21 protein-coding genes are annotated in these 25,916 nt (G+C 72.2%); 13 read left to right on the forward strand and 8 right to left on the reverse strand.

Features of this window, described 5'->3' with window-relative positions; all coding sequences use genetic code 11:
- Nucleotides 1–129: 129 nt before the first annotated feature.
- On the forward strand, nt 130–1,203 hold the full coding sequence (locus AB0F13_RS13465) for a S1 family peptidase (protein ID WP_362079983.1): 1,074 nt from the start codon (nt 130–132) through the stop codon (nt 1,201–1,203).
- A 6-nt stretch (nt 1,204–1,209) separates the two neighbouring features.
- Here AB0F13_RS13465 and AB0F13_RS13470 read toward each other — a convergent pair whose 3' ends face one another.
- Nucleotides 1,210–2,097 carry a helix-turn-helix transcriptional regulator gene (locus AB0F13_RS13470; protein ID WP_362079986.1) on the reverse strand — a complete coding sequence of 296 codons (888 nt, stop codon included), beginning with the start codon at nt 2,095–2,097 and terminating at the stop codon, nt 1,210–1,212.
- A gap of 119 nt (nt 2,098–2,216) precedes the next feature.
- On the opposite strand from AB0F13_RS13470, the gene AB0F13_RS13475 reads away from it, so the two are divergent.
- Nucleotides 2,217–3,272: an NAD(P)-dependent alcohol dehydrogenase gene (locus tag AB0F13_RS13475; protein WP_362079989.1), complete on the forward strand. Its 1,056-nt coding sequence runs from the start codon at nt 2,217–2,219 to the stop codon at nt 3,270–3,272.
- Between the two features lie 28 nt (nt 3,273–3,300).
- On the opposite strand, the gene AB0F13_RS13480 is transcribed toward AB0F13_RS13475, so the two are convergent.
- From AB0F13_RS13480 to AB0F13_RS13495, 4 genes are all read right to left on the reverse strand, one after another.
- The gene (locus tag AB0F13_RS13480) at nt 3,301–5,544 is read right to left on the reverse strand and encodes an MMPL family transporter (RefSeq protein WP_362079992.1); all 2,244 of its coding nucleotides are present in this window, start codon (nt 5,542–5,544) and stop codon (nt 3,301–3,303) included.
- Nucleotides 5,541–6,764 carry a beta-ketoacyl-[acyl-carrier-protein] synthase family protein gene (locus AB0F13_RS13485; protein ID WP_362079995.1) on the reverse strand — a complete coding sequence of 408 codons (1,224 nt, stop codon included), beginning with the start codon at nt 6,762–6,764 and terminating at the stop codon, nt 5,541–5,543. Before AB0F13_RS13485 ends, AB0F13_RS13480 begins: the two co-directional genes overlap by 4 nt.
- On the reverse strand, nt 6,761–7,048 hold the full coding sequence (locus AB0F13_RS13490) for a phosphopantetheine-binding protein (RefSeq protein WP_362079998.1): 288 nt from the start codon (nt 7,046–7,048) through the stop codon (nt 6,761–6,763). Before AB0F13_RS13490 ends, AB0F13_RS13485 begins: the two co-directional genes overlap by 4 nt.
- Before the next feature lie 233 nt (nt 7,049–7,281).
- Nucleotides 7,282–8,205, reverse strand: coding sequence for an MBL fold metallo-hydrolase (locus AB0F13_RS13495; protein ID WP_362080001.1), 924 nt, complete (start codon nt 8,203–8,205; stop codon nt 7,282–7,284).
- A 119-nt stretch (nt 8,206–8,324) separates the two neighbouring features.
- Between AB0F13_RS13495 and AB0F13_RS13500 the strand changes: the two genes are divergently transcribed.
- The 8 genes from AB0F13_RS13500 (at nt 8,325) to AB0F13_RS13535 (ending at nt 18,373) form a co-directional block, all read left to right on the forward strand.
- Nucleotides 8,325–9,233: an AraC family transcriptional regulator gene (locus AB0F13_RS13500; protein WP_362080004.1), complete on the forward strand. Its 909-nt coding sequence runs from the start codon at nt 8,325–8,327 to the stop codon at nt 9,231–9,233.
- Between the two features lie 67 nt (nt 9,234–9,300).
- A complete protein-coding gene (locus tag AB0F13_RS13505) occupies nt 9,301–10,035 on the forward strand; it encodes a Mut7-C RNAse domain-containing protein (RefSeq protein ID WP_362080007.1) in 735 nt (244 codons plus the stop codon).
- Between the two features lie 103 nt (nt 10,036–10,138).
- Nucleotides 10,139–10,408 carry a DUF1876 domain-containing protein gene (locus AB0F13_RS13510; RefSeq protein ID WP_362080010.1) on the forward strand — a complete coding sequence of 90 codons (270 nt, stop codon included), beginning with the start codon at nt 10,139–10,141 and terminating at the stop codon, nt 10,406–10,408.
- 577 nt (nt 10,409–10,985) lie between these two features.
- A complete protein-coding gene (locus AB0F13_RS13515; protein WP_362080013.1) occupies nt 10,986–12,257 on the forward strand; it encodes an AMP-binding protein in 1,272 nt (423 codons plus the stop codon).
- The gene (locus tag AB0F13_RS13520) at nt 12,254–13,552 is read left to right on the forward strand and encodes an MFS transporter (RefSeq protein WP_362080016.1); all 1,299 of its coding nucleotides are present in this window, start codon (nt 12,254–12,256) and stop codon (nt 13,550–13,552) included. The genes AB0F13_RS13515 and AB0F13_RS13520 overlap by 4 nt, the downstream gene beginning before the upstream one ends.
- On the forward strand, nt 13,549–14,691 hold the full coding sequence (locus AB0F13_RS13525) for a GNAT family N-acetyltransferase (protein ID WP_362080019.1): 1,143 nt from the start codon (nt 13,549–13,551) through the stop codon (nt 14,689–14,691). Before AB0F13_RS13520 ends, AB0F13_RS13525 begins: the two co-directional genes overlap by 4 nt.
- 5 nt (nt 14,692–14,696) lie before the next feature.
- Nucleotides 14,697–15,866 carry an acyl-protein synthase gene (locus AB0F13_RS13530; RefSeq protein ID WP_362080269.1) on the forward strand — a complete coding sequence of 390 codons (1,170 nt, stop codon included), beginning with the start codon at nt 14,697–14,699 and terminating at the stop codon, nt 15,864–15,866.
- The gene (locus AB0F13_RS13535; RefSeq protein ID WP_362080022.1) at nt 15,866–18,373 is read left to right on the forward strand and encodes an acyl-CoA reductase; all 2,508 of its coding nucleotides are present in this window, start codon (nt 15,866–15,868) and stop codon (nt 18,371–18,373) included. The genes AB0F13_RS13530 and AB0F13_RS13535 overlap by 1 nt, the downstream gene beginning before the upstream one ends.
- Nucleotides 18,374–18,581: 208 nt before the next feature.
- Here the strand turns inward: AB0F13_RS13535 and AB0F13_RS13540 are convergent, their stop codons facing one another.
- Together AB0F13_RS13540 and AB0F13_RS13545 are read right to left on the reverse strand one after the other, a co-directional pair.
- The gene (locus AB0F13_RS13540; protein ID WP_362080025.1) at nt 18,582–20,477 is read right to left on the reverse strand and encodes an ABC transporter ATP-binding protein; all 1,896 of its coding nucleotides are present in this window, start codon (nt 20,475–20,477) and stop codon (nt 18,582–18,584) included.
- Nucleotides 20,474–22,216, reverse strand: coding sequence for an ABC transporter ATP-binding protein (locus AB0F13_RS13545; RefSeq protein ID WP_362080027.1), 1,743 nt, complete (start codon nt 22,214–22,216; stop codon nt 20,474–20,476). Before AB0F13_RS13545 ends, AB0F13_RS13540 begins: the two co-directional genes overlap by 4 nt.
- A gap of 251 nt (nt 22,217–22,467) precedes the next feature.
- Between AB0F13_RS13545 and AB0F13_RS13550 the strand changes: the two genes are divergently transcribed.
- From AB0F13_RS13550 to AB0F13_RS13560, 3 genes are all read left to right on the forward strand, one after another.
- On the forward strand, nt 22,468–23,502 hold the full coding sequence (locus AB0F13_RS13550; RefSeq protein WP_362080030.1) for a GDP-mannose 4,6-dehydratase: 1,035 nt from the start codon (nt 22,468–22,470) through the stop codon (nt 23,500–23,502).
- A 370-nt stretch (nt 23,503–23,872) separates the two neighbouring features.
- Nucleotides 23,873–24,496 carry a PAS domain-containing protein gene (locus AB0F13_RS13555; RefSeq protein WP_362080272.1) on the forward strand — a complete coding sequence of 208 codons (624 nt, stop codon included), beginning with the start codon at nt 23,873–23,875 and terminating at the stop codon, nt 24,494–24,496.
- Nucleotides 24,497–24,853: 357 nt separating this feature from the next.
- Nucleotides 24,854–25,372, forward strand: coding sequence for a hypothetical protein (locus AB0F13_RS13560; RefSeq protein WP_362080033.1), 519 nt, complete (start codon nt 24,854–24,856; stop codon nt 25,370–25,372).
- 44 nt (nt 25,373–25,416) lie between these two features.
- Here AB0F13_RS13560 and AB0F13_RS13565 read toward each other — a convergent pair whose 3' ends face one another.
- Nucleotides 25,417–25,908 (reverse strand): DUF6328 family protein, encoded by a 492-nt coding sequence (locus AB0F13_RS13565; RefSeq protein WP_362080036.1) that lies wholly within the window; start codon nt 25,906–25,908, stop codon nt 25,417–25,419.
- Between the last annotated feature and the right edge of the window lie 8 nt (nt 25,909–25,916).

Below are 25,916 nucleotides of genomic sequence, written 5' to 3' on the forward strand. Positions count from 1 at the left end.
CCGGGCGGACGCTTGTCCGGCAACTCTTGGCATGAACGCGACGTGCGGTCGCTTGCGTGCCGACTGAAGCCCTCCGGGCCCGGACGCCGAAGAGCGGCGGGCACACCCCCCTCACAGGAGGTCGACGAGTTGAACCACTCACGCATACCCAGGCGGCGCACGGCTCTTGCCGTCGCCGGCGCCGCGGCGATGACCGCGGCATCCCTCACCCTGCAGAGCGCCGCGGCGGCCCCCGGACCCCACCCGGCCGTCCCGTCCGCCGCCGCGGCGGCGGAGCTGGCGCAGAAGATCGGCACCGAACTGCGGGTGGAGACGGCGGGTTCGTACTACGACGCCGCCGCAGGAAAGCTCATCGTCAACGTCCTCGACCGCGCCGCGGCGGCCGAGGTCCGGGCGGCGGGCGCCGAGCCGGTGATCGTCGAGCACTCGGCGGCCGAACTGGCCTCGGCCAGAGCGGCACTCGCCGCCCGGGCGGCCGTCCCCGGTACCGCCTGGGCGGCCGACCCGCGCACCAACAAGGTCGTCGTCACCGTGGACAGCACCGTCAGGGGCGACCGGCTGGCCACGGTGGAGAAGGCCGTCGCCGCCCTCGGCGACAGGGCCACCCTCAAGCGGACGGCCGGGCAGCTCCGGCCGCTGATCGCGGGCGGCGACGCCATCTGGGGCAGTGGAGTGCGCTGTTCGCTGGGCTTCAACGTCACCAAGGCGGGCAAGCCCTACTTCCTGACCGCCGGGCACTGCGGCAACGCCTCCGCCACCTGGTCCGCCTCCCAGAGCGGCTCGCGCGTCGGGGAGACCGAGAAGGCGTCCTTCCCCGGCAACGACTACGCCATCGTGAAGTACACCTCCACCACCGACCACCCCAGCGCCGTCGACCTCTACAACGGCAGCCGGCAGACCATCAGCAAGGCCGGCGAGGCGACCGTCGGCGAACAGGTACAGCGCAGCGGCAGCACCACCCAGGTCCACGGCGGCGAGGTCACCGCCCTCGACGTCACCGTCAACTACCAGGAGGGCCAGGTCGACGGCCTGATCGGCACCACCGTCTGCGCCGAGCCCGGCGACAGCGGCGGCGCCCTCTTCGACGGGGACACCGCACTCGGCCTCACCTCCGGCGGCAGCGGCGACTGCGGCTCCGGCGGCGAGACCTTCTTCCAGCCGGTACCCGCCGCCCTCAAGGCGGTCGGAGCCCAGCTGCCCTGACCGCGACTAAACGCCGGGGTGCGGTGCCGGAGCCGGCGGCGCCGCACCCTCGGCCCCCGCGAGCGCCCAGCTGGCCAGCAGCCGCAGGGACTCGGCGGACGGCGAACCGGGCTCGGCGTGGTAGGTGATCAGCTGCTGCTCGGGATCGGCGGGCAGCACCAGCGTCTCGTACGAGAGGGTCAGCGCCCCCACCACCGGATGGAGCAGCCGCTTCACTCCGAAGCCCTTGTCCTGCACATTGTGCGCCGCCCACAGCGCCCGGAACTCCGGGCTCTTGACCGACAGCTCGCCCACCAGGGCGGCCAGCTTCGGGTCGTCCGGATAGCGCCCGGCATCCAGCCGCAGCAGCGCCACGATGTCGGCCGCCTTGCTCTCCCACTCCACATACAGCTCACGGGTGGCGGGATCCAGGAAGACCTGCCAGGCCAGATTGCACTGCTGAGGCGGCAGGGCGGGGAAGTCGCCGAGCAGGGCACAGGCGAAGCGGTTCCAGCCGATGATGTCGAGCCGGCGCCCGATGACATAGGCCGGGACGCTGTCCATGGTGTCGATGAGCTGCTGCACCGCCGGACGCACCCGCTGCGGGCGGCCCCCGCCGCCGCGCGACGTCCGGGCGGCCGGCCGCGCCAGCCGGTTCAGGTGGTCCCGCTCGGCCCGGTTGAGCCGCAGCGCACCGGCTATCGCGTCGAGCACGGCTGCCGACACGTTCTGCCCCCGGCCCTGTTCCAGCCGGGTGTAGTAGGCCACGCTCACACCGGCGAGCTGGGACAGCTCCTCCCTGCGCAGCCCCGGCACCCGGCGCCGGCCGCCGTACGCGGAAAGCCCCACGTCCTCGGGCCGCAGCCGGGCCCGCCGGGAGCGGAGGAACTCGCTCAGTTCGGTGCGCTGATCCATGAACACCAGTATGCGGGTGGTTCCCGCGGGCCAGGGTGGTCCTGCCAGTGGTAGGAACGGCAAGCGTGGGCTCAGGGGAGTTCTGGCTACGCCCGTCCGGCCGGCGCATGATCAATGGCATGACGCACACCACTGTCCACGCATACGCGGCACCCGCGCCGAAGGCCCCGCTGGAGCGGACCACCATCGTCCGCCGCGCGCTGGGCGCGCACGACGTCCTCATCGACATCAAGTACGCCGGCATCTGCCACTCCGACATCCACACCGCCCGGGCCGAGTGGGGCGACGGCGGGCACTTCCCCGTCGTCCCCGGCCACGAGATCGCCGGCGTGGTCGCCGAGGTCGGCTCCGCCGTCACCCGGTACGCCCCCGGCGACCGGGTCGGCGTCGGCTGCTTCGTCGACTCCTGCCGGGAGTGCGAGAACTGCCGGGCCGGTCTGCAGCAGTACTGCACCGGCGAGCTCGGCATGGTCGGGACGTACAACGCCACCGGCCGGGACGGGCAGCCCACCCAGGGCGGCTACTCCACGCACGTCGTGGTCGACGAGAACTACACCCTGCGCATCCCCGACAGCATCCCGCTGGACGCGGCGGCCCCGCTGCTGTGCGCCGGCATCACCCTCTACTCCCCGCTCGCCCACTGGCAGGCCGGCCCCGGCAAGAAGGTCGCCGTCGTCGGCCTCGGCGGCCTGGGCCACATGGGAGTGAAGATCGCGCACGCGATGGGCGCCGAGGTCACCGTCCTGAGCCAGTCGCTGCGCAAGAAGGACGACGGGCTGCGGCTGGGGGCGGACCACTACCACGCCACCTCCGACCCGGCGACGTTCGAGGCGCTGGCCGGCACCTTCGACCTCATCCTCAACACGGTCTCCGCCGACCTCGGCCTGGACGCCTACCTGGGCCTGCTCAGGACCGGCGGCACCCTCGTCCAGCTGGGCGCCCCGGAGCACCCGCTGGCCGTCTCCCCGTTCGCCCTCATCGCCGCGCGGAAGTCCTTCGCCGGATCGATGATCGGCGGCATCCCGGAGACCCAGGAGATGCTCGACTTCTGCGGCGAGCACGGCATCGTCTCCGAGATCGAGGTGATCCGCGCCGACCAGATCAACGAGGCGTACGAGCGGGTACTGGCCAGCGACGTGCGCTACCGCTTCGTCATCGACACCGCGACCATCTGACCCTGCCCGGAACGGGCGGACGCCCGCGTCAGTGCCCCTCGTCGAGCCCGAGGCGCGCACTGACGCGGGCGTGCGCCCGCCTCAGCCAGGGCGGGGACCACCAGTTGAGCCGCCCCGCCAGGGTCAGGTACGCCGGCACCAGAACGCCCCGCACCAGCACCGCGTCGACCAGCACGGCCGTGGCCAGCCCCATGCCCAGCAGCTTGAGCATCGTGATTCCCGAGGTGGCCAGCGCTCCCGTGACCACGGCCACCGCGAGCGCACCCGTCGTCACCAGCCGTCCCGTCCGCGCGACGCCCTCCACCACTGACCGCCGGTTGTCGCCGGTCAGCTCGTAGTGCTCCTTCACCCGCGCCAGCAGGAAGATCTCGTAGTCGATCGCCAGGCCGAACGCGATGCAGAACATCAGCAGCGGCATCGACATGTCCAGTGACCCCGTCACGGTGAAGTCGCCCAGGACACCGCGCAGACGGCCCTCCTGGAAGACGAGCACCATCGCCCCGAAGCTCGTGCCCAGGCTCAGCGCCCCGATGAGCAGAGCCTTGACGGGGAGCAGCACACTCCCGGTGAGCAGGAAGAGCATCGCCCACGTCGTCGCGGCGGCGACGGCCGCCGCGAGCGGCAACCGGGCCCGTACCGCCTCGCGGGTGTCGGCCAGCAGCGCGGCCCTCCCGGTGACCAGGTGTCCGCCACCGGGGCCCGGCAGGGCCCGCAGCCGCCGCACCACGTCCCGCGCCGCCTGCGACTGGGGGTTCTCCGGCCCCGACACCTGCAGCACCGCACCCCGGCCCATGCCGGGCGGCACGGCGGTACGGGCCCACGCCACCCGTTCCACACCGGCCAGAGCGGCCACCTTGTGCTCGTACGCCCGCAGCGCCGCACCGTCCCGGGCGGGGAGCGTATCGGGCAGGACGACGGTCACGGTCCGCTCGGCGCGGGCGGGGAAGCTCGCGCGGATCTCCGCGGCCGTGCGGTGCGCCTCGGTGTGCGCGGGCAGCACGCGCTCGTCCGGCAGGCCGAAGTGCACATGGGCGAACGGCGAGGCGAACATCAGCAGGACGATCGCGCACCCGCCGCCGTAGTAGAGAGGGCGCCGTGTGACGGCACCCGCGATGGTCCGCCAGGCGGGGCTGTCCGGGCGCGGGGGGCCGCACACGCGCCGCCCGCGCAGGGCGGCCAGCGGATCCCAGCGGTTGATGCGGGTGCCGATGAGCGCCAGGACGGGGGGCACGAGTACGGCCGCGGCGGTCGCCGAGAACACCGCGACCGCCATGCCGGCACAGGCCATCGACTGCAGGAAGGGCAGCGGCAGGACCAGCAGCGCCGACATCGACAGCGCCACGGCGGCCGCCGACACGGCGACCGTACGGCCGGCCCGCCGCGCGGTGCGCCGTACGGCCTCTTCGACGGTGCCGCCGGCGAGCAGTTCCTCGCGGTAGCGGGTGACGAGGAACAGGCCGTAGTCCACGGCCAGCCCGAAGCCCAGGGCGCTGGTGAGGTTCATGGCGAAGACGGACACGGGCATGGCGTGGGTGAGCAGCTTCAGCAGCGCGAAGGTGCCGACGACGGAGACCGCGCCGATCGCCAGCGGCACGAGCGCGGCCACCAGCGACCGCAGCGCGATCACCAGGAGGAGCAGGGTGACGGGAGCGGCCACCAGCTCCGCCCGCACCAGATCCTCCTGACCGACCCGCCGGGCCTGGGCGGTGACCCAGGCCGGCCCGGTCGCGGAGACGCTGAGCACGCCGTGGGTGCCGGTGAGGGAGGGGACCAGCGCCTCCGCCGTCCGTGCCGCGTCCCGGTCGGCGCCCGCGAGGTCGGCGGCGAGCACCGCCCGGGAGCCGTCCCCGGACCGCAGGGCCGGGTCCCGGTCCACCCAGTACGAGCGCACGCTCGCCACCCCCGCGGAGCGCGCGAGCCGCCGGCTGAGGCGGCGGCCCTCCTCGCGCGCCCGGGCCGTGTCCACGCCCCCTTCGGCCTTCACGAGCAGGAGAAGGTCGGGGCTCCCGGCGCCGAAGCGGTCGGCCAGCAGCGTGTTGGCGCGGGCCGATTCCGTGCCGGTGGCGGTGTAGCCGCCGTTGGCGAGCCGCTCGGAGGTGCCGGTGCCGGCCAGCGCGAGCAGCGCCGTCAGCACCGTGGCGGCCGCGGGCACGAGCCAGGGGCGCAGCCGCCGCAGGACGCCGCCGTCCGGCCCGGCGGCAGGGCGCGCGGCCCCGGCACCCGAGGGGTCCGGGTCCAGGGCGGCCGCGTCGAGCTCCGGGTGCGCGGTCACGCGGTCCGGAAGAACAGGGCGGAGTTCTGACCGCCGAAGCCGAACGCGTTGCTGATCGCACCGTCCATGCGGTGTCGCCTGGGTGTCTTCGTCACCACGTCGAGCTCCATCCCGTCGTCGAGGCGGTCGAGGTTGGCGGTGGGCGGAATGAGCTGTCGCTCCAGCGACATGACCGTGGCCGCGGCGTCGATCGCGCCGGCGGCCCCGAGCGAGTGCCCGATGACGCCCTTGAGGGAGGTGACCGGGGGAGGCGTGCGGAACACCGTCCTGATCAGCTCGGCCTCCACCCGGTCGTTGATGGGGGTGGACGTGCCGTGCGCGTTGACGTGATGTACGTCCGGCACATCCGCCCCGGCGTCCGCCAGCGCCGCGAGCATCGCGCGCCGGGCACTCGTGCCGTCGGGGTCCGGGCGGGTGGCGTGGTAGCCGTCGCTGGAGGCTCCGTAGCCGGAGAGGTAGCCGCGGACGCGCGCGCCACGGGCCCGCGCGTGCCCCGGCCGTTCGAGGACGAGGACGGCCGCGCCCTCGCTGAGGACGAAGCCGTCACGGCCGGCGTCGAACGGCCGGGACGCCCCGGCGGGGTCGTGGCGCCGCGCGGACAGCGCCTGCATCCGGTAGAAGGTGGCCGAGCCCATCGGGACCCGGGGGCAGTCGGTGCCGCCGGCGACGGCGATGTCGCAGGCACCCGAGCGCAGCAGATCGCGAGCGGTGCCGATCGCCGTGGCCCCCGAGGCGCAGGCCGTGGAGGTGGTGAGGCAGGGGCCCAGCGCCCGCAGGTCCGTGGACACCTCCCCGGCCACCATGTTGGGCAGCGAGCGCAGCAGGGCGGTCGGCGAGATGGCCCCGACACGGCCCTCGTCCAGGTTCCGGTACTCCTGCGGCCAGCGGTCGCCCCCGTTGCTGCCGACGCCGATGACGACCGCGACCCGGGGCGCGTCCCAGGCCGCGGTGTCCAGGGCGGCGTCGGCGACGGCCTCGCGCGCGGCGACCATCGCCAGATGGATGAAGCGGTCGTTGCGCCAGGTGATCCGCTTGCCCAGCAGCGCGTCGGCGTCGAAGCCGGGGACCTTGCAGGAGAAGTCGACCGGCAGCCCGGCCAGCTCCTCGTCGTACGCGGCCAGGCCGACACCTGCGCACAGCCCGTCCCAGGTCGACTCGCGGTCCGGGCCGGCCGGGGTCACCATGCCGATGCCGGTGACAGCGACCTCGCGTTCGCTCACCGCGCCGGCCCGGCCAGTGCCGTGGATCCGTCCGCGCGCTGCTGGGGGCCGATTCCCGCCGTGAGCAGCCGCTCGACGGTGGCGACCACCTCGCGGAGCGTGGCGCCCTGCAGTTCCTGGCCGATCGTCAGATGCAGGTGGTCCTCCATCAGGGTGACCATCTCGGCCTTGGCGAGCGAGTCGACCTCGAGCTGCTCGAAGGTGGAGTCCGGGGTGATCTCATCCTCGGGGACGCCGAAGTGGTCGGTGAGCAGACGGGCGATCAGGTCGTACACGGGTTCCATCGATCGTTCTCCTCGATCGGGGGCGGCCACCGGACGCCAGGCATACCGTTCACTCATGCCATAGCACTCTTTTCCGGTTGTTTCCTGCCCAGCAGCGTCCCCCCGTCACCGGCCGGGGCTCCGGCGACACGCGCGCCGCCGGAGCGGCAGTCACCCGTACTGCCGAGAGGGGGAGAAAAAGGAGGAGAATCGGGAGAAGAGGCGCAGCGTGACGAACGCGCCCGCGCCCCAGCTCACTGAATCCGGTCGAACGCGGCCCAGTCGGCTATGGCGAACCTGTCGCCCGCCCGGCGCACTTCGGCGGCGCCGTGGCCGGCCAGATGCGCAGGGAAGACCAACGCACGTGTGTCGGCGGCCTGCTCCAGGATGCGCCGCCGCGACACGGTGGCCTGCGCCTGGTCCTCGCTCAGGCACGTGTCGCAGTCCGGGTGGGCGATCTGCAGGGGGCTGTGCACCAGGTCGCCGATGAACAGGGCGCGGTCCGGGCCGGACTCCAGCCGCAGGACCGACGAGCCGGGGGTGTGGCCCGGCGCGAGCTCCAGGCTCAGGTGCTCGTCGATGCGGTAGCCGCCCTCCCACAGCACGGCCTGACCGGCCCGGTGCACGGGGGCGACGCTGTCCTCGAACATGGTGCCGCCCGCCAGGCCGACGCCCACGCTGCCCAGCGCACCGCGCTTGCGATGGTTGTTGACGGGGTTCCAGTAGTCGAAGTCGGCCTTGGCGATGAGGTAGGTGGCATTGGGGAAGGTGGGCACCCACTCCCCGTTCTCCAGGCGGGTGTTCCAGCCGACGTGGTCGGCGTGCACATGGGTGTTCACCACGACGTCCACATCCTCCGGGCGGACCCCGGCGGCGGCCAGCCGGCCGAGGAAGTCCGTCCGCAGCCGGGACCACGGGGGCATGTGCGGCCGCTCCTTGTCATTGCCCAGCCCCGTGTCGACGAGGACCGTTCTGCCTCCGCTGCGCAGCACCCACGTCTGCACGGCGGCGATGAGGGAGTCCGTCTGCGGCTCCCAGAAGTCCGGTGCCAGCAAGGACGCGTTGTCCTGCCACATGCGGGGGGTGCTCGTGGGGAAGATGTCGGAGGTGGGGGCTACCGGTGCGTGCCATTCCACGACGCGGGTGATGTCCACGTCGCCCAAGGTGATCTTCTGCATGTCCCCGACGTTATGCGGCCGCGATGAGACGGCCAATGCGCGTCCGTGCCCTGTCCATACGTCATCGTCTCGCCGGGGGCGCCTTCCTGACCGCGAGGGCCGGTGCGCATACTCGGCCCATGGACGTGCTCAGTGACACCATGGCGGCGCTCCGCACCGGCCGGCCCTACTCGGCGTTCGCCGAGCGGCGCGGAAGGTGGCGGACGGACATCGGGCCCTACGCCGGGGCCGGCTTCCACATCGTCCTGCGGGGCACCTGCCGGCTCATCCCGCGCGAAGGCGGCGGACCCGTGGAGCTCGCGGCGGGGGACGCGGTGTTCCTCCCGCACGGCACGGCCCACGCCCTCGCCGGCGAGTCACCCGCGCCCACCGTGCTGCTGTGCGGCGCCTTCCGCCTGGACCGGTCCCGGGCGCACCCGATGCTGGGGGACTTCCCCGAGGTCATCCACCTGCCCGCGCGGCCGGGCCGGAACTCCGCGCTGAACGCCACCATCACCCTGTTCGGCGACGAACTCCAGGCCCCCGGGCCGGGCACCGACGCGGCCCTGCCCGCGCTCCTGGAGCTGCTGCTCGTCTACCTGATGCGCGCGTGGTACGAGGAACGGACGGCCCGGCGGACGACCACCGGCTGGTGCGGGGCGCTGGCCGACCCGGCCGTGGGCGCGGCGCTGCGCGCCCTGCACGCCGAGCCGTCGAAGCCGTGGACGGTGGCCGGGCTCGCCGCCCGGGCCGGGCTCTCGCGCGCCGCGTTCGCGCGCCGCTTCACCGCTCTGGTCGGCAGGCCCCCGCTGACCTACCTCACATGGTGGCGGCTGACCCTGGCGGCGCGGATCCTCCGGGAGTCCGACGCCCCCCTGGCAGCCGTCGCCCAGCGCATCGGCTACACCTCGCAATTCGCCTTCGCCCACGCCTTCAAACGCGCCTACGGCATCTCCGCGGGCCGCTACCGGCAGGAGCGCCACGACGACCATGAACACCTCGGCGCCTGGGAGATGACCACGATCACGGCCGGCCCGGCCGCGCTGTGACACCACCGGCGTCCGGGCTCCGGAAAGTCCCGGGCGCCCGGGCCCGGCCCGGTGGCATGCTGTGGGCGTGAACGGACCCGAGATCCAGCTGAGCGTCGCCCCTGAGCTGCAGGTTTTCATCGCCGCCGAGCGTCGCCGGCCGCGCGCGGCCGTGGTCACCGACGGTGCCTCCACCCTGGGCCACGTGGTCGAGTCCCTCGGCGTCCCGCTCACCGAGGTCGGCCGGCTGCTCGTCGACGGCCGGCAGGTGGCGCCGTCCCACGTGCCGGGGGCGGGCGAAGAGGTGGAGGTCCGGGCGGTCACCCGCCCGCAGGAGGTGCCCGGAGCGCCGCTGCGGTTCCTGCTCGACGTGCACCTGGGAACCCTCGCGCGCCGGCTGCGGCTGCTGGGAGTCGACGCGGCGTACGAGAGCGACGACATCGGCGACCCGGCCCTGGCCGCGCTGTCCGCCTCGCAGCGCCGGGTGCTGCTCTCCCGCGACCGTGGGCTGCTGCGCCGGCGGGAGCTCTGGGCGGGCGCGTACGTCTACAGCGACCGGCCCGAGGAGCAGCTGCGGGACGTGCTGAGCCGCTTCGCGCCCCGCCTCGCACCGTGGACGCGGTGCACCGCCTGCAACGGCCCGCTCCAGGACGCCGAGAAGGACGCGGTCCGCGAGCAGCTGGAGCACGGCACGCGCCGTACGTACGACGTCTTCGCGCAGTGCGAGGCCTGCGGCCGGGTGTACTGGCGCGGCGCGCACCACGCACGGCTGGAGGCCATCGTCGAGAAGGCGGTGCGCGAATTCGGGGCCGCCGCGGTCTAGGCGCCACGGGACGGGCGGGCGGCAGCAGGGGGCCGCCGCCACGGCACATGCGCATTCGGCCCGCCTGGTGCACGCTGGAGGGGTAACGCAGGAGGTGGACGCCATGCAGACGATCGTTGGCTGGCACGTCGAGGTCGAATTCGAAGAGGTCGAGAAGCGGACGCGTGCGGCCGCGATGCTCAGACTTCAGGACGGCACGGAGCTGAGAGCCCGTGGCCATGCCACCCGCCACCCCGACGACCCCGAGCAGCAGCGCGTCGGTGAGGAGCTCGCGGCGGCACGAGCCCTGAACGAGCTCTCCCGGGAACTGCTGAAGAAGGCCGGGCACGACATCGAAGAAGTCACTCATGTGGAGGCCCACCCGGCGATGTGAGCCGCGCACAACCCTCGCGCCGTGCCGCACGACAGGGCGGTGGGGCAGATAGCGTGCTGCGCGCCCCCCTCGTGCCCTACAAGCACGCCCAGGCGCGGCGCGGAGTGGTCGTGTTCGGCGATCCGGTGCCGCTCAAGGTCTGCCCGGCGCGTCTGTCCGAAGACCTCCCGGCGGCAGCCCCGCGAAGTGCCGGCACTGCGGCACGGAGCAGCCGCTGGCAGCTCGTGCCAGGACGGTGTGAGAGACCTGGGCCCAGGCCCGCCGGCCGGGCGCGCCCGCTCGGGGAGGGTGCCGGGTGCGGTGCGCCGAGGACCGCCGGGACGAAAGAAACGAAGGTTTTTGGCCACTAGCGCCTGACATGTGGTCAGGAGAGCGGCTACTTTGCGATATCTTCTACGGCGTTCCCTCGTGAACGTGCGTCCCGTGTGACGCCGCAACGACGTCGGGAGTGCGATGCGAACGCACCCCGCGGAACGCCCAGCACAGGCATGTCTGTCGGCGAATTCACTGATCCTCGCCGCGCATCACCCTGCCGCAAAGTCTCCCGACCCGTCCGCTTCACCTAGGCAAAGGCCGCATGCCCGTCCATCAGCTCTCGGACCTCATACGTTATACCCGCCATAATTCGTCCTTCTACTCGGAGCTCTACGCGGACCTGCCCCCCGTCGTGGACCGCCTCGCCGACCTCCCGGCCGTGGACCAGGACGATTTCTGGAAGGCCAACACCCTCCACGACAACCGCGTGCTGACCGCACCGCTCGGCGAAGCGGTCGTCTACAAGACCGGTGGCACGACCGGCGCGCCGAAGTTCTCGTGCTACACCCGCGAGGAATGGCGGGAGTTCGTCACCGCGTTCGGCCAGGGGCTCGTCGAAGCGGGACTGCGCCCCGGCCACCGCGTGGCGGACCTCTTCTACGCCGGTGAGCTCTACGCCAGCTTCCTGTTCATCCTCGACTCGCTCGCCCACGCCCCCGTCGACAACGTGCGGCTGCCCATCGGCGGGGCGGCACCGCTGGAGACGACGGTCCCCACGCTCCAGGACTTCGGCGCCCAGGTGGTCGCGGGCACCCCCACCACTCTGTGCCGGCTCGCCGAGTACCTGCTGTCGACCGACTGTCAGCTCCCCTCGGTCGAGCTGCTGTTCTTCGGCGGCGAGGCGCTCTTCTCCGACCAGCGGCGCCTGCTCGCCGCCGCCTTCCCCAACGCCGAGCCGCGCTCCCTCGGCTACGCCAGCGTCGACGCCGGGCTCCTCGGCCGCCCCGTACCGGGCCCCGACCCCCGCGTGCACCGCGCCTTCACCCCGCACACGGTCGTCGAGATCGTCGACGAGACGACCGGCGAGCCCATCCACGAGCCGGGCCGGCCCGGGCGCGTCCTGGTCACCCAGCTCTTCCGCAAGCTCATGCCCGTCATCCGCTACCCCGCGGGCGACCGTGCCGAGTGGACCGACGTCGCGGCCGGGCACTTCCGCATCCTCGGCCGGGCCGAGGAAGGCGTGCGCGTGGGCCCCGTGTCGCTGTACTCCCAGGACGCCCTCGCCGCCGTCGCCGAGGCGGACACCGGCGGCCGCGTCATGGGCACCCAGCTCGTCGTACGCCGCCGGGACGGCCGTGACCAACTCGTGCTGCGCCTGGCCACCGCCCCCGGCGACGACGACCCGGCCTCGCTCGACGCCCTCGCCGAGGCCGTCGTCACCGAGCTGAACACCGCCCGGCCGCTGTACCCCGACAGCGTCCGCGCCGGCTACGTCCACCCCCTGACCGTGGAGTGGGCGCGCCACAGCGACCTGGTCGTCAACTCCCGCTCCGGCAAGCTCGTACGCGTCATCGACGAGAGGCCGACCTCATGACCGCCACGACCACCGGCGAAGCCCGCCGGCTGCCGCTCGTCCTGCGCAACCGCGCCTTCGGCACCGTATGGCTCGGCCAGGTCCTCACCCAGGCCGCGGTCCGCATGTTCCAGGTCGGCGTGTCCTGGTGGCTGATCGCCTACGCCGTCAGCGGCGGGCGCGGACTGGCGTCCGGGCTGTTCATGGCGGTCAGCACCCTGCCCGCAGTCACCCTGGCACCCGTCGTCGCGCGGACCGTCGCCCGCTTCGCGCACCGCTCGGTGCTGCGGGTGGCCGCCGGCACCGCGGGCACCGCCGCGGCCGCGCTGGCCGTCGCGGCGTACGCGAGCGAACTGCCGCTCGCGGCCGCGTACGCCGCGACGCTGGCCCTGGCCGCGTGCCAGTCCTTCTTCGACCCGTGCCTGACCACGTCCGTGCCCGAGCTCGTCGACGACGAGGACATCGAGGCCGCGACCGGCTTCGAGATGTCCACCCAGTCGCTGGCCGGCCTCGGCGGGGCGCTGCTCGGCGCCCTGATCGTCGACCGCGCCGGGGTCGCGGGGCTCGCCGTCGGCTGCGCGGCGGCCTATCTGACCGCCGCGGTGCTCATCGCCACCGTCCGCTTCCGGCCCGCGGCCACGCCCGGCGAGGAGGACGCCGCGGCCGCCGACGAGCCGCGGCGCACGCTGCGCCGCATCCTCGCCGACCTGCCGTTCGTCCGCCGGATCCTGTTCTGCTTCACCGCGGCCAACCTCTTCACCACCGCCGTCTTCATCGTCATCCCGCTCTACACCAAGAACGTGCTCGACGACGGCGGCGGCACCGTCGCCCTGCTGGAGGCCTCGCTGGGCACCGGCACGCTCATCGGCTCCTTCACCGGCGCCCGCGTGCCCGGCCGCCCCACCGTCCTCGGCGCCTGGCTCCTGGGCGTGATGGCCGCCGTGCTCGTGGCCCCCGGCCTGTTCGCCGGACGGTTCGTCATCGCCGGCTGCCTGATCGTGGCCGGCTGGTGCGTCGGCGTGATCGGGGTCCGCTTCGTGGCGCTGTTCCAGCGGCTCGTGCCCACGCCCGACAAGCCCGGCTTCTTCGCCGTGATGCAGGCCGTGCTCGGCGCCACCTTCCCCGTCGCCTCACTCCTGTTCGGCCTGCTCGGCGACCACCTCTCCGCGCAGACGCTGTGCCTGATCCAGGCCGCCGGGCTCGTGCCCGCCGCCTGCGCGCTGGCCCTGCTGCGCGAGGGCACGGCCGACGACACCCCCAGCGCCGCCGTGCAATCCGGACCCGCCCCGCTCGTCAGCACAGGAGGAGAGCGGTGACCGCCACGATCGACAGGGCGACCCCCGCCGACATCGCCGATCTGCGCCAGCTCTACTACGCCGTCTACGGCCCGCACTATCCCACCGCCCTGGGCACCGACCCCGCCGAGATGTCCCGGCTCATCGAGGACCCGCACACCCTGTGGCTCGTCGCACGCTGCGGGCGCAGCGGAAACCTCGCCGCGTCCGCGGCGATCCACGGCGAGCCGGGCAGCCGCACCGGCCGCCTCGAAGGCCTCGCCGTCCATCCCGACCACCGGGCGGGCGGACTGGCCGGAGCCCTGACCGAGGAGCTGTGCGCGCGGATGCTCGGCACCGGGCGGCTGGACTCGGTGTACGCCACCGTCCGCACCGTCAGTGCCGGCCCGCAGCGCGTCGTCTCCCGTAACGGCTTCCGGCCGGTGGGCATCCTGCCCAACGCCGTGGACCTCAGCAACCGGGAGAGCCTCGCGCTCTACGCGCGTCACTCGGCCGGGGTGCTGGACCGCCGCATCCCCGTCCCCGAGGTGCCCACCCCGCTCGCGCCGCTCCTGCGCACCGTCGAACGCACCCTGGGCATCGGCTTCCCGGACACCCGCGTCACCGCCCCGCTCCCGGCACCGCGGCCCCCCGCGGCCGCACGCCTGGAGACCGTCGAGGCGCCGGCCTTCGTCCGCCGCCGCTTCCGCGAGCGCTTCCCCGACGCCGCCCAGTGGTTCTACCCCCTGCACACCCCCAACACCCTGCTGGTGGCCGACGACGGCGGCTTCGAGGTGTACGCCTACCTCAACCGCACCGGACGCTACTGCGCCCTGGTCGCCGCCCACCCCGACCCGGCCACCGCCGCCGCGTACCTGGAACCGATCACCCGGACCCTGACCCGCGCCGGCGCCGGCTACGTCGAGGCCCTGCTGCCCCTGTCGGAGCACGGACTGCTCTCGGCCTTCCTCGCCCAGGGCTTCATCCCCAGCGCCCTCTACCCGGCGATGCGCCCGGAGGCCGGCGGCGACGGCTTCCACGACTACGTCGTGATGTCCCGCACCGCCGAACAGATCGACTTCCGCGGCGTGGTCGTCGACGAACCGCTCCAGCCCTACCTGGACGCCTACGTGTCGGCCTGGGCGTCGACCTACCTGCCCACACTCGAGGTTGCCCCATGAATCCGATGAACCCCCACCTCGCTCCCGTCGACGTCCCCGACCCGGCGCTGCTGCCCCGGGTCCAGGAACTGTGCGACCTGAGCGACCCCTACGCCTGCGGCCCGGCCGAGGACGAGCTGTTCGCCGCGGCCATGGCCGAGATCAACGCCTGGCACACCGAACGCTCCCCGTTCTTCCGCAGGCTCTACGAGAGCTCCGCCCGGGCCGGGGGAGCCACCGCACCGGCCGGGGCGTTCAGCACCCCCCTGGTGCACGCGAACTTCTTCAAGCGCCACGAGGTGCTGTCCATCCCGCGCGACGACGTCCACCTGCACCTGACGTCCTCCGGCACCACCGGCCAGAAGTCGCAGATGTTCTTCGACCAGTGGACCATCCGCTCCGCCCAGCGCATGGTCGCCCGCATCTTCGAGCGCAACGGCTGGATCACCCCCGACCAGCCCGTCAACTACCTTCTCAACAGCTATGAGCCCGCCCCCGACCTCAAGCTCGGCACCTCCTTCACCGACAACTACCTCTGCGACTTCGCCCCCGCCCGGCAGGTCGAGTACGCCCTGCGCCACACCGGCAACGGGCACGAGTTCGACGCCTTCGGCTGCGTCTCCGCGCTGCGCCGCTTCGCGCAGGACGACGCGCCCGTACGCATCCTGGGCTTCCCGGCGTTCCTCTGGTTCACCCTGGAGCGGATGCGCGCCATGGGGCTGCCGCCCCTGCGGCTGCCCGAGGGCTCCCTGGTCGTCCTGGGCGGCGGCTGGAAGGGCCACACCGACCGGCAGATCGGCAAGGACGAGCTGTACGCGCGCGTCACCGAGCAACTGGGCATCCCCTCCGAGCGGATCCGTGACACCTTCGGCTCGGTCGAGCACTGCATCCCCTACATCGAGTGCGACCACCACCACCTGCACGCCCCCGTTTGGTCCCGGGTGTTCATCCGCTCCACCCGCACCCTCGAACCCCTGCCCTACGGCGAGCCCGGCTACCTGCACCTCGTCTCGCCCTACATCACCTCCGTACCGGCGCAGAGCGTCGTGATGGGTGACCTCGCCACGCTGCACCCGGGCGAGGAGTGCGGCTGCGAGCTGAACACCCCCTGGTTCACCATCCACGGCCGCGCCGGAGTGAGCCGCAACAAGAGCTGCGCGGTGGCCGCCGCCGAACTGATGAAGGGCATGTCGTGATGACCGAAAGCGTGCAGCACCACTACTGGCAGGGCGCGTTCATCGACGACGAGGAAGCGGGCCGCCGCCTGGCCGGACTGTCCGCCACCGTCGAGGCCGCGCTGGCCGGGCCGCTGGAGACCGAGACCGTCCTGGCCGCCTGCGAACAGCTCGCGGCCGCCCTGCGCGACCGGGCCCATCCCGTCCACGGACGCCTGGCGAAGCACCTGCCCGAGGGTGAGGACGACGCCGTCCTCACCGAACTGGCGGCCTTCCTCGACCGGCCGGAACTGACCCGCAAGCTCCGCCGCGAGCTCGGCGGCACCGCCCCGCAGCGGCTGAACCGCCCCGATGCCAAGGAGACCGTCTACGAGGCGTGGGCGCCCGTCGGCCTGGTCGCGCACATCGCACCGGGCAACGCCGCCACCGTCGCGCCGCTGAGCCTCGTCGAGGGCCTGCTGGCCGGGAACGTCAACGTCCTCAAGACCAGCAGCGCCGACACCCTCCTCGCCCAGCACCTGCTCGCCGAACTCGCCGCCCTCGACCCCTCGGGAGCCATCGCCGAGCGCGTCATCGTGCTGCGCTTCTCCTCCTCCCGGCAGGACTGGCTGAGCCTGATGTGCGCCCCCGCCGACGCCGTCGCGGTGTGGGGCGGGGAGACCGCCGTGGAGGCCATGGCCGCCCATGTGCCGCCCGGCTGCCGCCTGGTGGAGTGGGGCCACAAGATTTCCTTCGCCTACCTCACCCGGGACGCCTGGCAGGAGAGCGGTACGCTCGAGGCCCTGGCGGCCGACGTGTGCCTGCACGAACAGCAGGCGTGCTCCAGCCCCCAGGTGGTCTACCTCGACACCGAGGACCGCGAGGAGGTCTTCGCGTTCGCGGAGCGCCTCGCCGCCGCCCTCGACCGGATGCCGCCCGCCGCGCGCGAGGAGGAGCTGAGCCCGGCCGAGGAGGCCGAGCTCAGCACCACCGAACTGATCGCCCGCCTTGAGGCGCACCTGGACCTGACCCGCGTCATCGCCGCCCCCGACGGCTCCTGGCGCGTCATGGCCGACACCCGGCCGGCCCTCACCGCCTCCCCGCTGCACCGCAGCGTGTGGGTCAAGCCGCTGCCCCGCAAGAGCATCCTCGCCACCCTGCGCCCCATGCGCCGCTACCTGCAGACCGCCGGCATCGCCGGCAGCCGCACCGACATCGCGGAGCTGTCCCGCCTGGCCCTGGCCGCGGGCGCCACGCGCGTCACGCCGCTCGGCCGGATGCTGGGCGGCTACTCCGGCGAGCCGCACGACGGCGTGTACGCCCTCCAGCGCTACAGCCGCCGCGTGGCCGTCCAGGCCGACGAGCGCTTCGCCACCACCGCCTGCCTCGACGACCTGACCCGGCCGGTCACCTTCCCGGCGCCCACCGGACCGCTGCTCGACAAGGCCGCCGTCCAAGAGCTCAACGACAGCGTCGACCGGCGCGACGCCGAGCTGTACTTCCGCAGCGGCGGCAGCACTGGCAAGCCCGCCCTGTCCCTGTTCACCTACGACGACTACGACACCCAGATGCACGCCGCCGCCCGCGGCCTGCTCGCCGCCGGTTACGACCCGGCGCGCGACCGCACCGCCAACCTCTTCTACTGCGGCGGCATGTACGGCGGCTTCATCAGCTTCTTCTCCATCCTGGAGCGGCTGGGCGGCACCCAGCTGCCGATGGCGGCAGGCCCCGACCACCGGGTCACGGCCGAGGCACTGGTCGCCCACGAGGCCGACACCCTCTTCGGCATGCCCTCCTACCTCTGGCAGCTCCTCCACGAGCAGGCGGGCCTGCTGCGCTCGTACGGCGGCATCCGCAAGATCTTCTACGGGGGCGAGCACTTCACCGCGGAGCAGCGCCGCACCCTCACCGAGACCTTCGGCATCGAGACCATCCGCTCCATCACCTACGGCAGCACCGACCTCGGGCCGCTCGGCTTCCAGTGCACCGAGTCCACCGGCGGCGTCCACCACCTGCACGCCGACCTGCACACCCTGGAGATACTCGAGACCGCGTCCGACCGGCCCGTGCCGCCCGGCGAGACCGGCCGGCTGGTCTTCACCACGCACGCCCGGCGCGGCCAGAACCTCGGCCGGTACCTCATCGGCGACCTCGGCCGCGCCCTCCCCGGCCCCTGCGCCTGCGGCAACCGGGCACCGCGCTTCGAACTGCTCGGCAGGGGCGGCGACGTGATGCGCGTGGCGGCGTACTTCCTCAACTACCGGCGGTTCGTGGCCATCGCCGAGCAGGACCGCGGCTACCGCGGCGAACTTCAGGTGGTGCTTGCCCGCACCGACATCCGCGAACAGCTGACCGTCCGCGTCGAGCGTACGGACACGGCGGGACCGCGGGAGCTGCGGGAGGCCTTCCTCGCGGGCTACGAGGAGCTGCGGTCGGCCGTCGACGACCGGCTGCTCGACCTCGACGTGGAGGCCGTGGACGGCGCCGCATTCGACCGCACGGCCACCAGCGGCAAGCTGCGGGCCGTCGTCGACACACGGCACGGCTGAGGCCGGTGACGCGGGTGGGGCGGTGTCACCGCCCCACCCGCGTCACCCGAAGTCAGGAACGCGTCAACGTCGTGCCCCGCCGCCATCCGGGCGCCACGCGGTGACGATAAGTCAGGAACCTCGCACGCCGCCGACCGCGAGCGTGCCTTCCCGCCGTTCCAGCGGCCCCCGGCCGGCGACGGGGCGGCGTGAGGGACGTACGTCCCGCTCAGCCGGGAACGACGGGGGCGCCCGCGCCCGGCCGGTCACGGGAGGCGTACATCCGGGCGTAGGCGCCGCCGCTGCCGGTCAGCTCGTCGTGCGTGCCCCGCTCGACGATCCGGCCGGCCTCCATCACCACGATGACGTCGGCGTCACGGATGGTGGAGAGCCGGTGGGCGATGACGAAGCTGGTGCGGCCCGCGCGCAGGGAGGTGAGGGCGCGCTGGATGAGGACCTCGGTACGGGTGTCGACCGAGCTCGTCGCCTCGTCCAGCACCAGGATCGCCGGCCCGGCCAGGAACGCCCTGGCGATCGTGACCAGTTGCTTCTCCCCGGCACTGACGCCCGAGGACTCCTCGTCCAGCACCGTGTCGTAGCCGTCGGGCAGGGTCCGCACGAACCGGTCGACGCAGGTGGCGCGGGCGGCGGCCACGATCTCCTCCCGGGTCGCCCCCGGGCATCCGTAGGCGATGTTCTCGGCGATCGTGCCCGAGAACAGCCAGCTGTCCTGGAGCACGAGCCCGATGTGCCCGCGCAGTTCGTCGCGCCGCATGCGGGTGATGTCCGTGCCGTCCAGCAGGATGCGGCCCCCGCACGGTTCGTGGAACCGCATCAGGAGATTGCCCAGGGTGGTCTTGCCCGCCCCGGTCGGGCCGACGATCGCCACCGTCTGCCCGGGCTCCACGGTGAGCGACAGATCCTCGATCAGCGGTGTGCCGGGGGAGTAGCGGAACTCCACGCCCTCGAACTCGACGCGGCCCTCGACCCGGGCGGGCCGCTGCGGGCGCTCGGGATCGGGCTCCTGCTCGTCCGCGTCGAGCAGCGCGAAGACCCGCTCGGCGGAGGCGATCGCTGACTGCAGCTGGCCCGCGACGGTGCCGGCCTCGACGATCGGCTGGTTGAACTGGCGCGAGTACATGACGAACGCCTGCACGTCGCCGATCGACAGCGAGCCGCTCACCACGCGCAGTGCGCCGAGGACGGACACGACGATGTAGCCGAGATTGCCGATGAACATCATCGACGGTTCGATCGTGCCGGAGGCGAACTGGGCCCTGGCCCCGGCCCGGTACACGGCGTCGTTGTGCTCGTCGAAGGCACGTTCCGCCAGCTCGCGCCGGCCGAATCCCTTGACCAGGGAGTGCCCGCTGTACATCTCCTCCACATGCGCGCTGAGCGTCCCGGTGGCGGCCCACTGTGCGGCGTACCGCGGCTGGGCGCGCCGGGCGATCAGGGTCACCAGCACGACCGACACCGGGACGCTCGCCAGCATCACCACCGCCAGCAGCGGCGAGATCACGAACATCATGACCAGCAGGGCCAGGAAGGAGAACACGGACGTGACCAGCTGGGAAAGCGCCTGCTGAAGCGTCTGCTGGAGGTTGTCGACGTCATTGGTGACCCGGCTGAGCAACTCGCCCGGGGGGTGCCGGTCGAAGTAGCTCAGCGGGAGCCGGGCCAGCTTCTCACCGGCCTTCTCGCGCAGCTCGAAGACGACCCGGCTGATGACGAGGGTGACCAGCCGGCCCTGCAGGAGGGTGAACAGGGAGGCCGCGAGACAGAGGGCCAGCAGGATCGTCAGGATCCGCCCCAGCCCCCCGAAGTCGATCCCGTGACCGGGCCGTACGTCCACCGTGCCGAAGACGTCGGCCAGGGAGCCGTGGCCCTCGGCGCGCAGCCGCTCGATGGCCTCCTGGGGGGAGATGCCGGCGGGCAGCTGCTTGCCGACGACGCCCGCGAAAACCAGGTCCGTGGCCTTGCCGAGCAGTACCGGCCCGAAGGCGCCGAGGGTGACCGCGGTGATGCCCAGTGCGAGGAGCAGGGCGACCAGCGCCCGGTGCGGCCGCAGGAGGCCCAGCAGCCGGGGGACTGTGCCGGCCGGCTTCGCTTGCGCGGACGTCATGCGGCCGCCTCCTCTTCGGTGAGCTGCGAGAGCGCGATCTCCCGGTAGGTCGCGCTGTCGCGCATGAGCTCCGCGTGGGTTCCGGTGCCGACGACGCGCCCCGCGTCGAGCACCACGATGCGGTCGGCGTCGCGGACCGTGGAGATCCGCTGGGCGACCATGACGACCGTCGCCCCCGCGACGTGTGGCGCGAGGGCGGCCCGCAGCGCGGCGTCCGTGGTGTAGTCGAGCGCCGAGAAGCAGTCGTCGAAGAGGTAGATGCCGGGTCTGCGCAACAGCGTGCGCGCGATGGCCAGGCGCTGCCGCTGGCCGCCCGAGAGGTTCGTGCCGCCCTGAGCGACGGTGGACAGAAGGCCGTCCGGCATCCGTTCGACGAAGTCGCGGGCCTGGGCGATCTCCAGGGCGTGCCACAACTCCTCGTCGCCGGCGTCCGGTTCCCCGAAGCGCAGATTACTGGCGATGGTGCCGGAGAACAGCTGCGGCCTCTGCGGTACGAAGCCGACGGCGCGGCTGAGGACGCCGGGGTCGTACGAGCGTACGTCGACGCCGTCGACCAGCACGCACCCGCGCGTGGGATCGAACTGCCGGAGCACCATGCTCAGCAGCGTCGTCTTGCCGCTGCCGGTGCTGCCGAGAACGGCGACCGTCTCGCCCGGCCGGGCCGTCAGGCCGACGTCGCACAGCACGGCCTCCTCCGCGCCGGGATAGCGGAACTCCACGGCCCGCACGTCCAGATGGCCCGCCGCCCCCGCGATCCCCGTGCGGACGGGGGCCGGCGGCGCCGCGACCGCCGGTGTGGTGGCGAGTACCTCCTGGATGCGCTGCGCCGAGATCTTCGCGCGCGGCGCGGCCACGAGGACGAGCGTCAGCAGCACCACCGACATGACGATCAGGCCCAGGTAGCCCAGGAAGGCGGTGAGGGCACCCAGCTGCATTCTCCCGCCGTCGACGCGGTGGGCGCCGAACCAGAGCAGGAAGACGATGAACGCGTTCATCACCAGCGTCATCACCGGGAACAGCACGGCCATGAGCCGGGCGACGCGCAGCGAGACGCCCGCGAGCCGCGCGTTGGTGCGGCCGAACCTCTCACGCTCGTGCGCGTCCCGGACGAAGGCGCGCACCACGCGGACCCCGGTGATCTGTTCGCGCAGCAGCTGATTGACGTGGTCCACCTGCGACTGCATCCGGTCGTACCAGGGCCCCATCCGGGACAGGCCGACGGCGAAGACGGCCGAGATCACCACGACGAGCGCCACCAGCAGAAGCGACAGCGGTACGTCCTGGTACAGCGCCAGCACCACGCTGCCCACACACAGCACCGGCGCCGCCACCGCGACGCCGAAGGCCTGCAGGACCAGCATCTGCACCTGCTGCACGTCGTTGACGGTCCTGGTGATCAGTGACGGAGTGCCGAAGCGGCCCATCTCGCGGGCGGAGAAGTCCAGTACGCGGCGGAACACCGCCGAGCGCAGGTCCCGGCCCAGTGCCGTCGCCGTACGGGAGGCGAGGAGCGCCGCACCGATCGAGGCGGCGACCTGCACGAGTGCCACGGCGAGCATGGCGGCGCCGACGTCGCGGATGTAGCCGCTGTCGCCCTTGAGCACGCCGTTGTCGATGGCCGCGGCTCCCAGGGTCGGCAGGACCAACCCGCCGGCGATCTGGACCAGTTGCAGCACGAGGAGCAGGGCGACAGCGCGGCCGTAGGGCCGTAGACGGGCACGCAGCAGTCTGATCAGCACGGATACGAGTCCAGCGCACAACCGACGGGAGAATCCCTAGTGTTCCCCGTCGGCGTGCCCGTCTCCCTCCCCCTGGGCATCGCAGGGGGAATCGCGGGGCATCGCGGTCACTGACCGGAAGAACCGCAAATTCCCTAGTCTATCAGGATTTCGTTGACATCGCTCTGTAGCGACTGCGAGCGTGCGTTCGCAATATCGGCCGGACAGCGGAGGGCGGTCGGTCCGTGGGTAGAGGAAGGGAAGGCGATGGGATGTCCAAGCGCGCACTGATCACTGGTATCACCGGACAGGACGGTTCTTATCTTGCCGAGCACCTGTTGTCGCAGGGGTACCAGGTCTGGGGCCTGATCAGGGGACAGGCGAATCCGAGGAAATCGCGCGTCAGCCGCCTCGTCTCCGACCTGTCCTTCGTCGACGGCGACCTCATGGACCAGGCGAGCCTCGTGGCCGCCGTCGACACGGTACAGCCCGACGAGGTCTACAACCTCGGGGCCATCTCCTTCGTCCCCATGTCGTGGCAGCAGTCCGAACTGGTCACCGAGGTCAATGGCATGGGTGTCCTGCGGATGCTCGAAGCCATCCGCATGGTGAGCGGACTCAACGGCTCCAGGCACACCGCAGAGGGCGGCCAGATCCGCTTCTACCAGGCTTCCTCCTCGGAGATGTTCGGCAAGGCGGCCGAGACCCCGCAGAGCGAGACCACCCGGTTCCACCCGCGCAGCCCCTACGGCGTCGCGAAGACCTACGGGCACTACATCACCCGTAACTACCGGGAATCGTTCGGCATGTACGCGGTCTCCGGCATGCTCTTCAACCACGAGTCGCCCCGGCGCGGTGCCGAGTTCGTGACCAGGAAGATCTCCCTCGCCGCCGCCCGCATCAAGCTCGGCTACCAAAAGCGCCTGGACCTCGGCAACCTCGACGCCGTACGCGACTGGGGCTTCGCCGGCGACTACGTACGCGCGATGCACCTCATGCTCCAGCAGGACGAGCCGACCGACTACGTGGTGGGCACCGGCCAGATGCACTCCGTCCGGGACGCGGTGCGCTGCGCCTTCGAGTGCGTGGGCCTGGACTGGACCGACTACGTCGTCATCGACCCGGCCCTCGTCAGGCCCGCCGAGGTGGAGGTCCTGTGCGCCGACATCTGGCGCGTGCGCACCGAGCTCGGCTGGGAGCCCACCGTCGACTTCCCGCAGCTGATGCGGATGATGGTGGAGTCCGACCTCGAGCAGGCCTCGCGTGAGCATCAGTACGGGGATCTGCTGCTGGCCGGCAGCTGGTAGCGCCGGCGCGCGTACAGGCAGGCCAGTGGCCCGGCGGGGGATTTCCCCGCCGGGCCACTGGCCTGTTCAGGACCCCTTCGGCAGGTGCGAACCCGACCGAACCGAAGTACCGAAACCACGGGACCGGTCAACCGAACCATCCGCGAGAGCAAACCGCAGGTTTAGTCGCGTCGGGCAGGCATGTCGTTGACTCGACTCAGCGGAACTATCTAATGTTCCGATCAGTTGGTCAGAAACCGGGCCATTGGGATCGGGGCCCGGAAATCCCAATTCTTGACGCATTTCTAGCGCGCGGTTCCGAACGTTTAGCGGGATCCGAAAGGTTGACAGCCTCGTGGCCACTTCCGTACTTGCAGATGACCAGACCGGTATCCGTCCGCAGTTCGAGCAGCCCGGCATGTGTATGGCATACCTGGACCCGGCTCTGACGATCCGGCAGGCGAACCATGAGTTCTTCCGCCAGTTCGGAGCCACCTCGGAGGACGTCTGCGGCCGCAGGTTCCAGGAGCTGGTGCACCCCAGCGTCCAGCAGCCGCTGCTACGCCAGTTCTCCGGCCTGGTCGAGGGCCGGCGCCAGCGCTTCGCCGCCCACGTGGTGGCCCTGCGGCAGGAGGAGTCCCGCGAGGACTCCGCCTTCTCCAGCACGCTCACGGCCATCTCCGTGCGCGGCGGCACCCCCGGGGACGCCGCGATCCTGGTGATGATGCCCCCGGCCCAGGCGTCCGCCGAGGAGGCGGGCGTGGTCACCAACCGCAAGAAGATTCTCACCGAGATCGACGCGCGCATCCTGGAGGGCATAGCCGCCGGCATCTCCACCATCCCCCTCGCCTCGCGCCTGTACCTCAGCAGGCAGGGCGTCGAATACCACGTCACCGGCCTTCTGCGGAAGCTCAAGGTGCCCAATCGCGCCGCCCTGGTCTCCCGCGCCTACTCCATGGGCGTTCTCAAGGTGGGCATGTGGCCGCCGAAGGTCGTCGAAGAATTCATCAAGTGATCTCCGGCCGCTCGCGGAGTCCAGGGAAACACCTAGACTTTCTGTGCTGCCGCCGAATCCGCCGTCAGGAATTCAAGAACCCGCGGTGAGAGGAAATCACCGGCCGGGGAATCTTTGTCCCGGGGCCGGCGCCCGCCCCGGTATCGAACCGCTTCGCGACATGGATATCCGGTGGTCATGTCCCGGTACCCCGGTCGGGAGCGAGCAGGAGGAGTAGAGCCCGCCGGTGGGGTACCCGGTCGAGGGTTCCACGGGGGCGCACCGTCCTGGAAGGAACTCTTCCGGTAGCTGGTCCGCTCTACAAGGTGAAGCAGCGAAGCCCGTGCCGCTCGCGGCACTCGGCGATTGGGGGAACCCATGCGCGTAACCCGTACCACGTGGCGCTCCGGGGTGGCACTCGCCCTGCTGGCCATGCTCACCGTCCCGGCCGCCGCCTTCGCGGCCGCATCCGGCGGCCGCGGCCCATCGGCCGGACAGACCGCCACCGAGGGGCCGCCGGTGCACGAGGGCAGCCCGTCGTCGGCCGCGGACCGGGTGGCCGCCTTCTACGGCGCGTACGTCGACGCCCGTACCGGCACACCCGACACGGCCCTGTCCGACGCCCTGCGCTCGCACTTCCTCACCAAGGAGTTCCGCGAGCGCCTGGCAGCCTGGGAACGGCAGCACGACACCGACGGGGTGTTCCGTGCGCAGAACACCCCGCGCGGCTGGCGCGTCAGCTACGACAACAGCGGTGCCGGGCACGCCTGGACGCAGGTCCGGCTCACGTGGGGCGACGAGAAGAAGCCCACGTACACCTACCTGAGCGTTCAGTCCGACCTGAGCACCAGGCTCATATCCGACATCAAGGAGGCCGAGGCCCCTGCCGGGGAGTGACACGCACGCGGTGACGAACGCGTGCGGGCGCGCACCGCGCCCGGTCAGCTCTTGCCCGCATAGCGGTGGCGCGCCCAGGTCGGCAGGCCGAACCAGCACAGCACGAGCCAGGTGACGAACCCGGTCACCAGCCACGGCACGGCCGCGTTGTGCATCGCGATGCGCAGGACGAGATAGAGCGCCGAGGCCACGGTGGCCAGGAGCAGCACGACTCCCACCAGCGTCAGGCGTGAGGCCCAGGCGACCGTCTGGGGCTTCAGCCGGTGCCCGGTGACGAGCCGGTGGAAGGAGACGGGGCCGACCAGGGCGCCCGTGGTGGCGGCGCCGAGCAGCACGGTGACCACATAGATCGTCCTGTCCGTGGACCCCAGCTTCGGGAACTGCGGCGTGAACACGACGGTCAGCAGGAACCCGAAGAGGATCTGTACACCGGTCTGCGCGACCCGCACCTCCTGCAGCAGCTCGTTCCAGCGCCGGTCGGCCCGTTCCTCGGGCGACTCGTCCCGTCCTTCGCGCTGTGTTCCGCTCGGCGCCATACCGTCCC

It is taken from the genome of Streptomyces sp. NPDC026206, assembly GCF_040638465.1.
GTDB lineage: Bacteria > Actinomycetota > Actinomycetes > Streptomycetales > Streptomycetaceae > Streptomyces.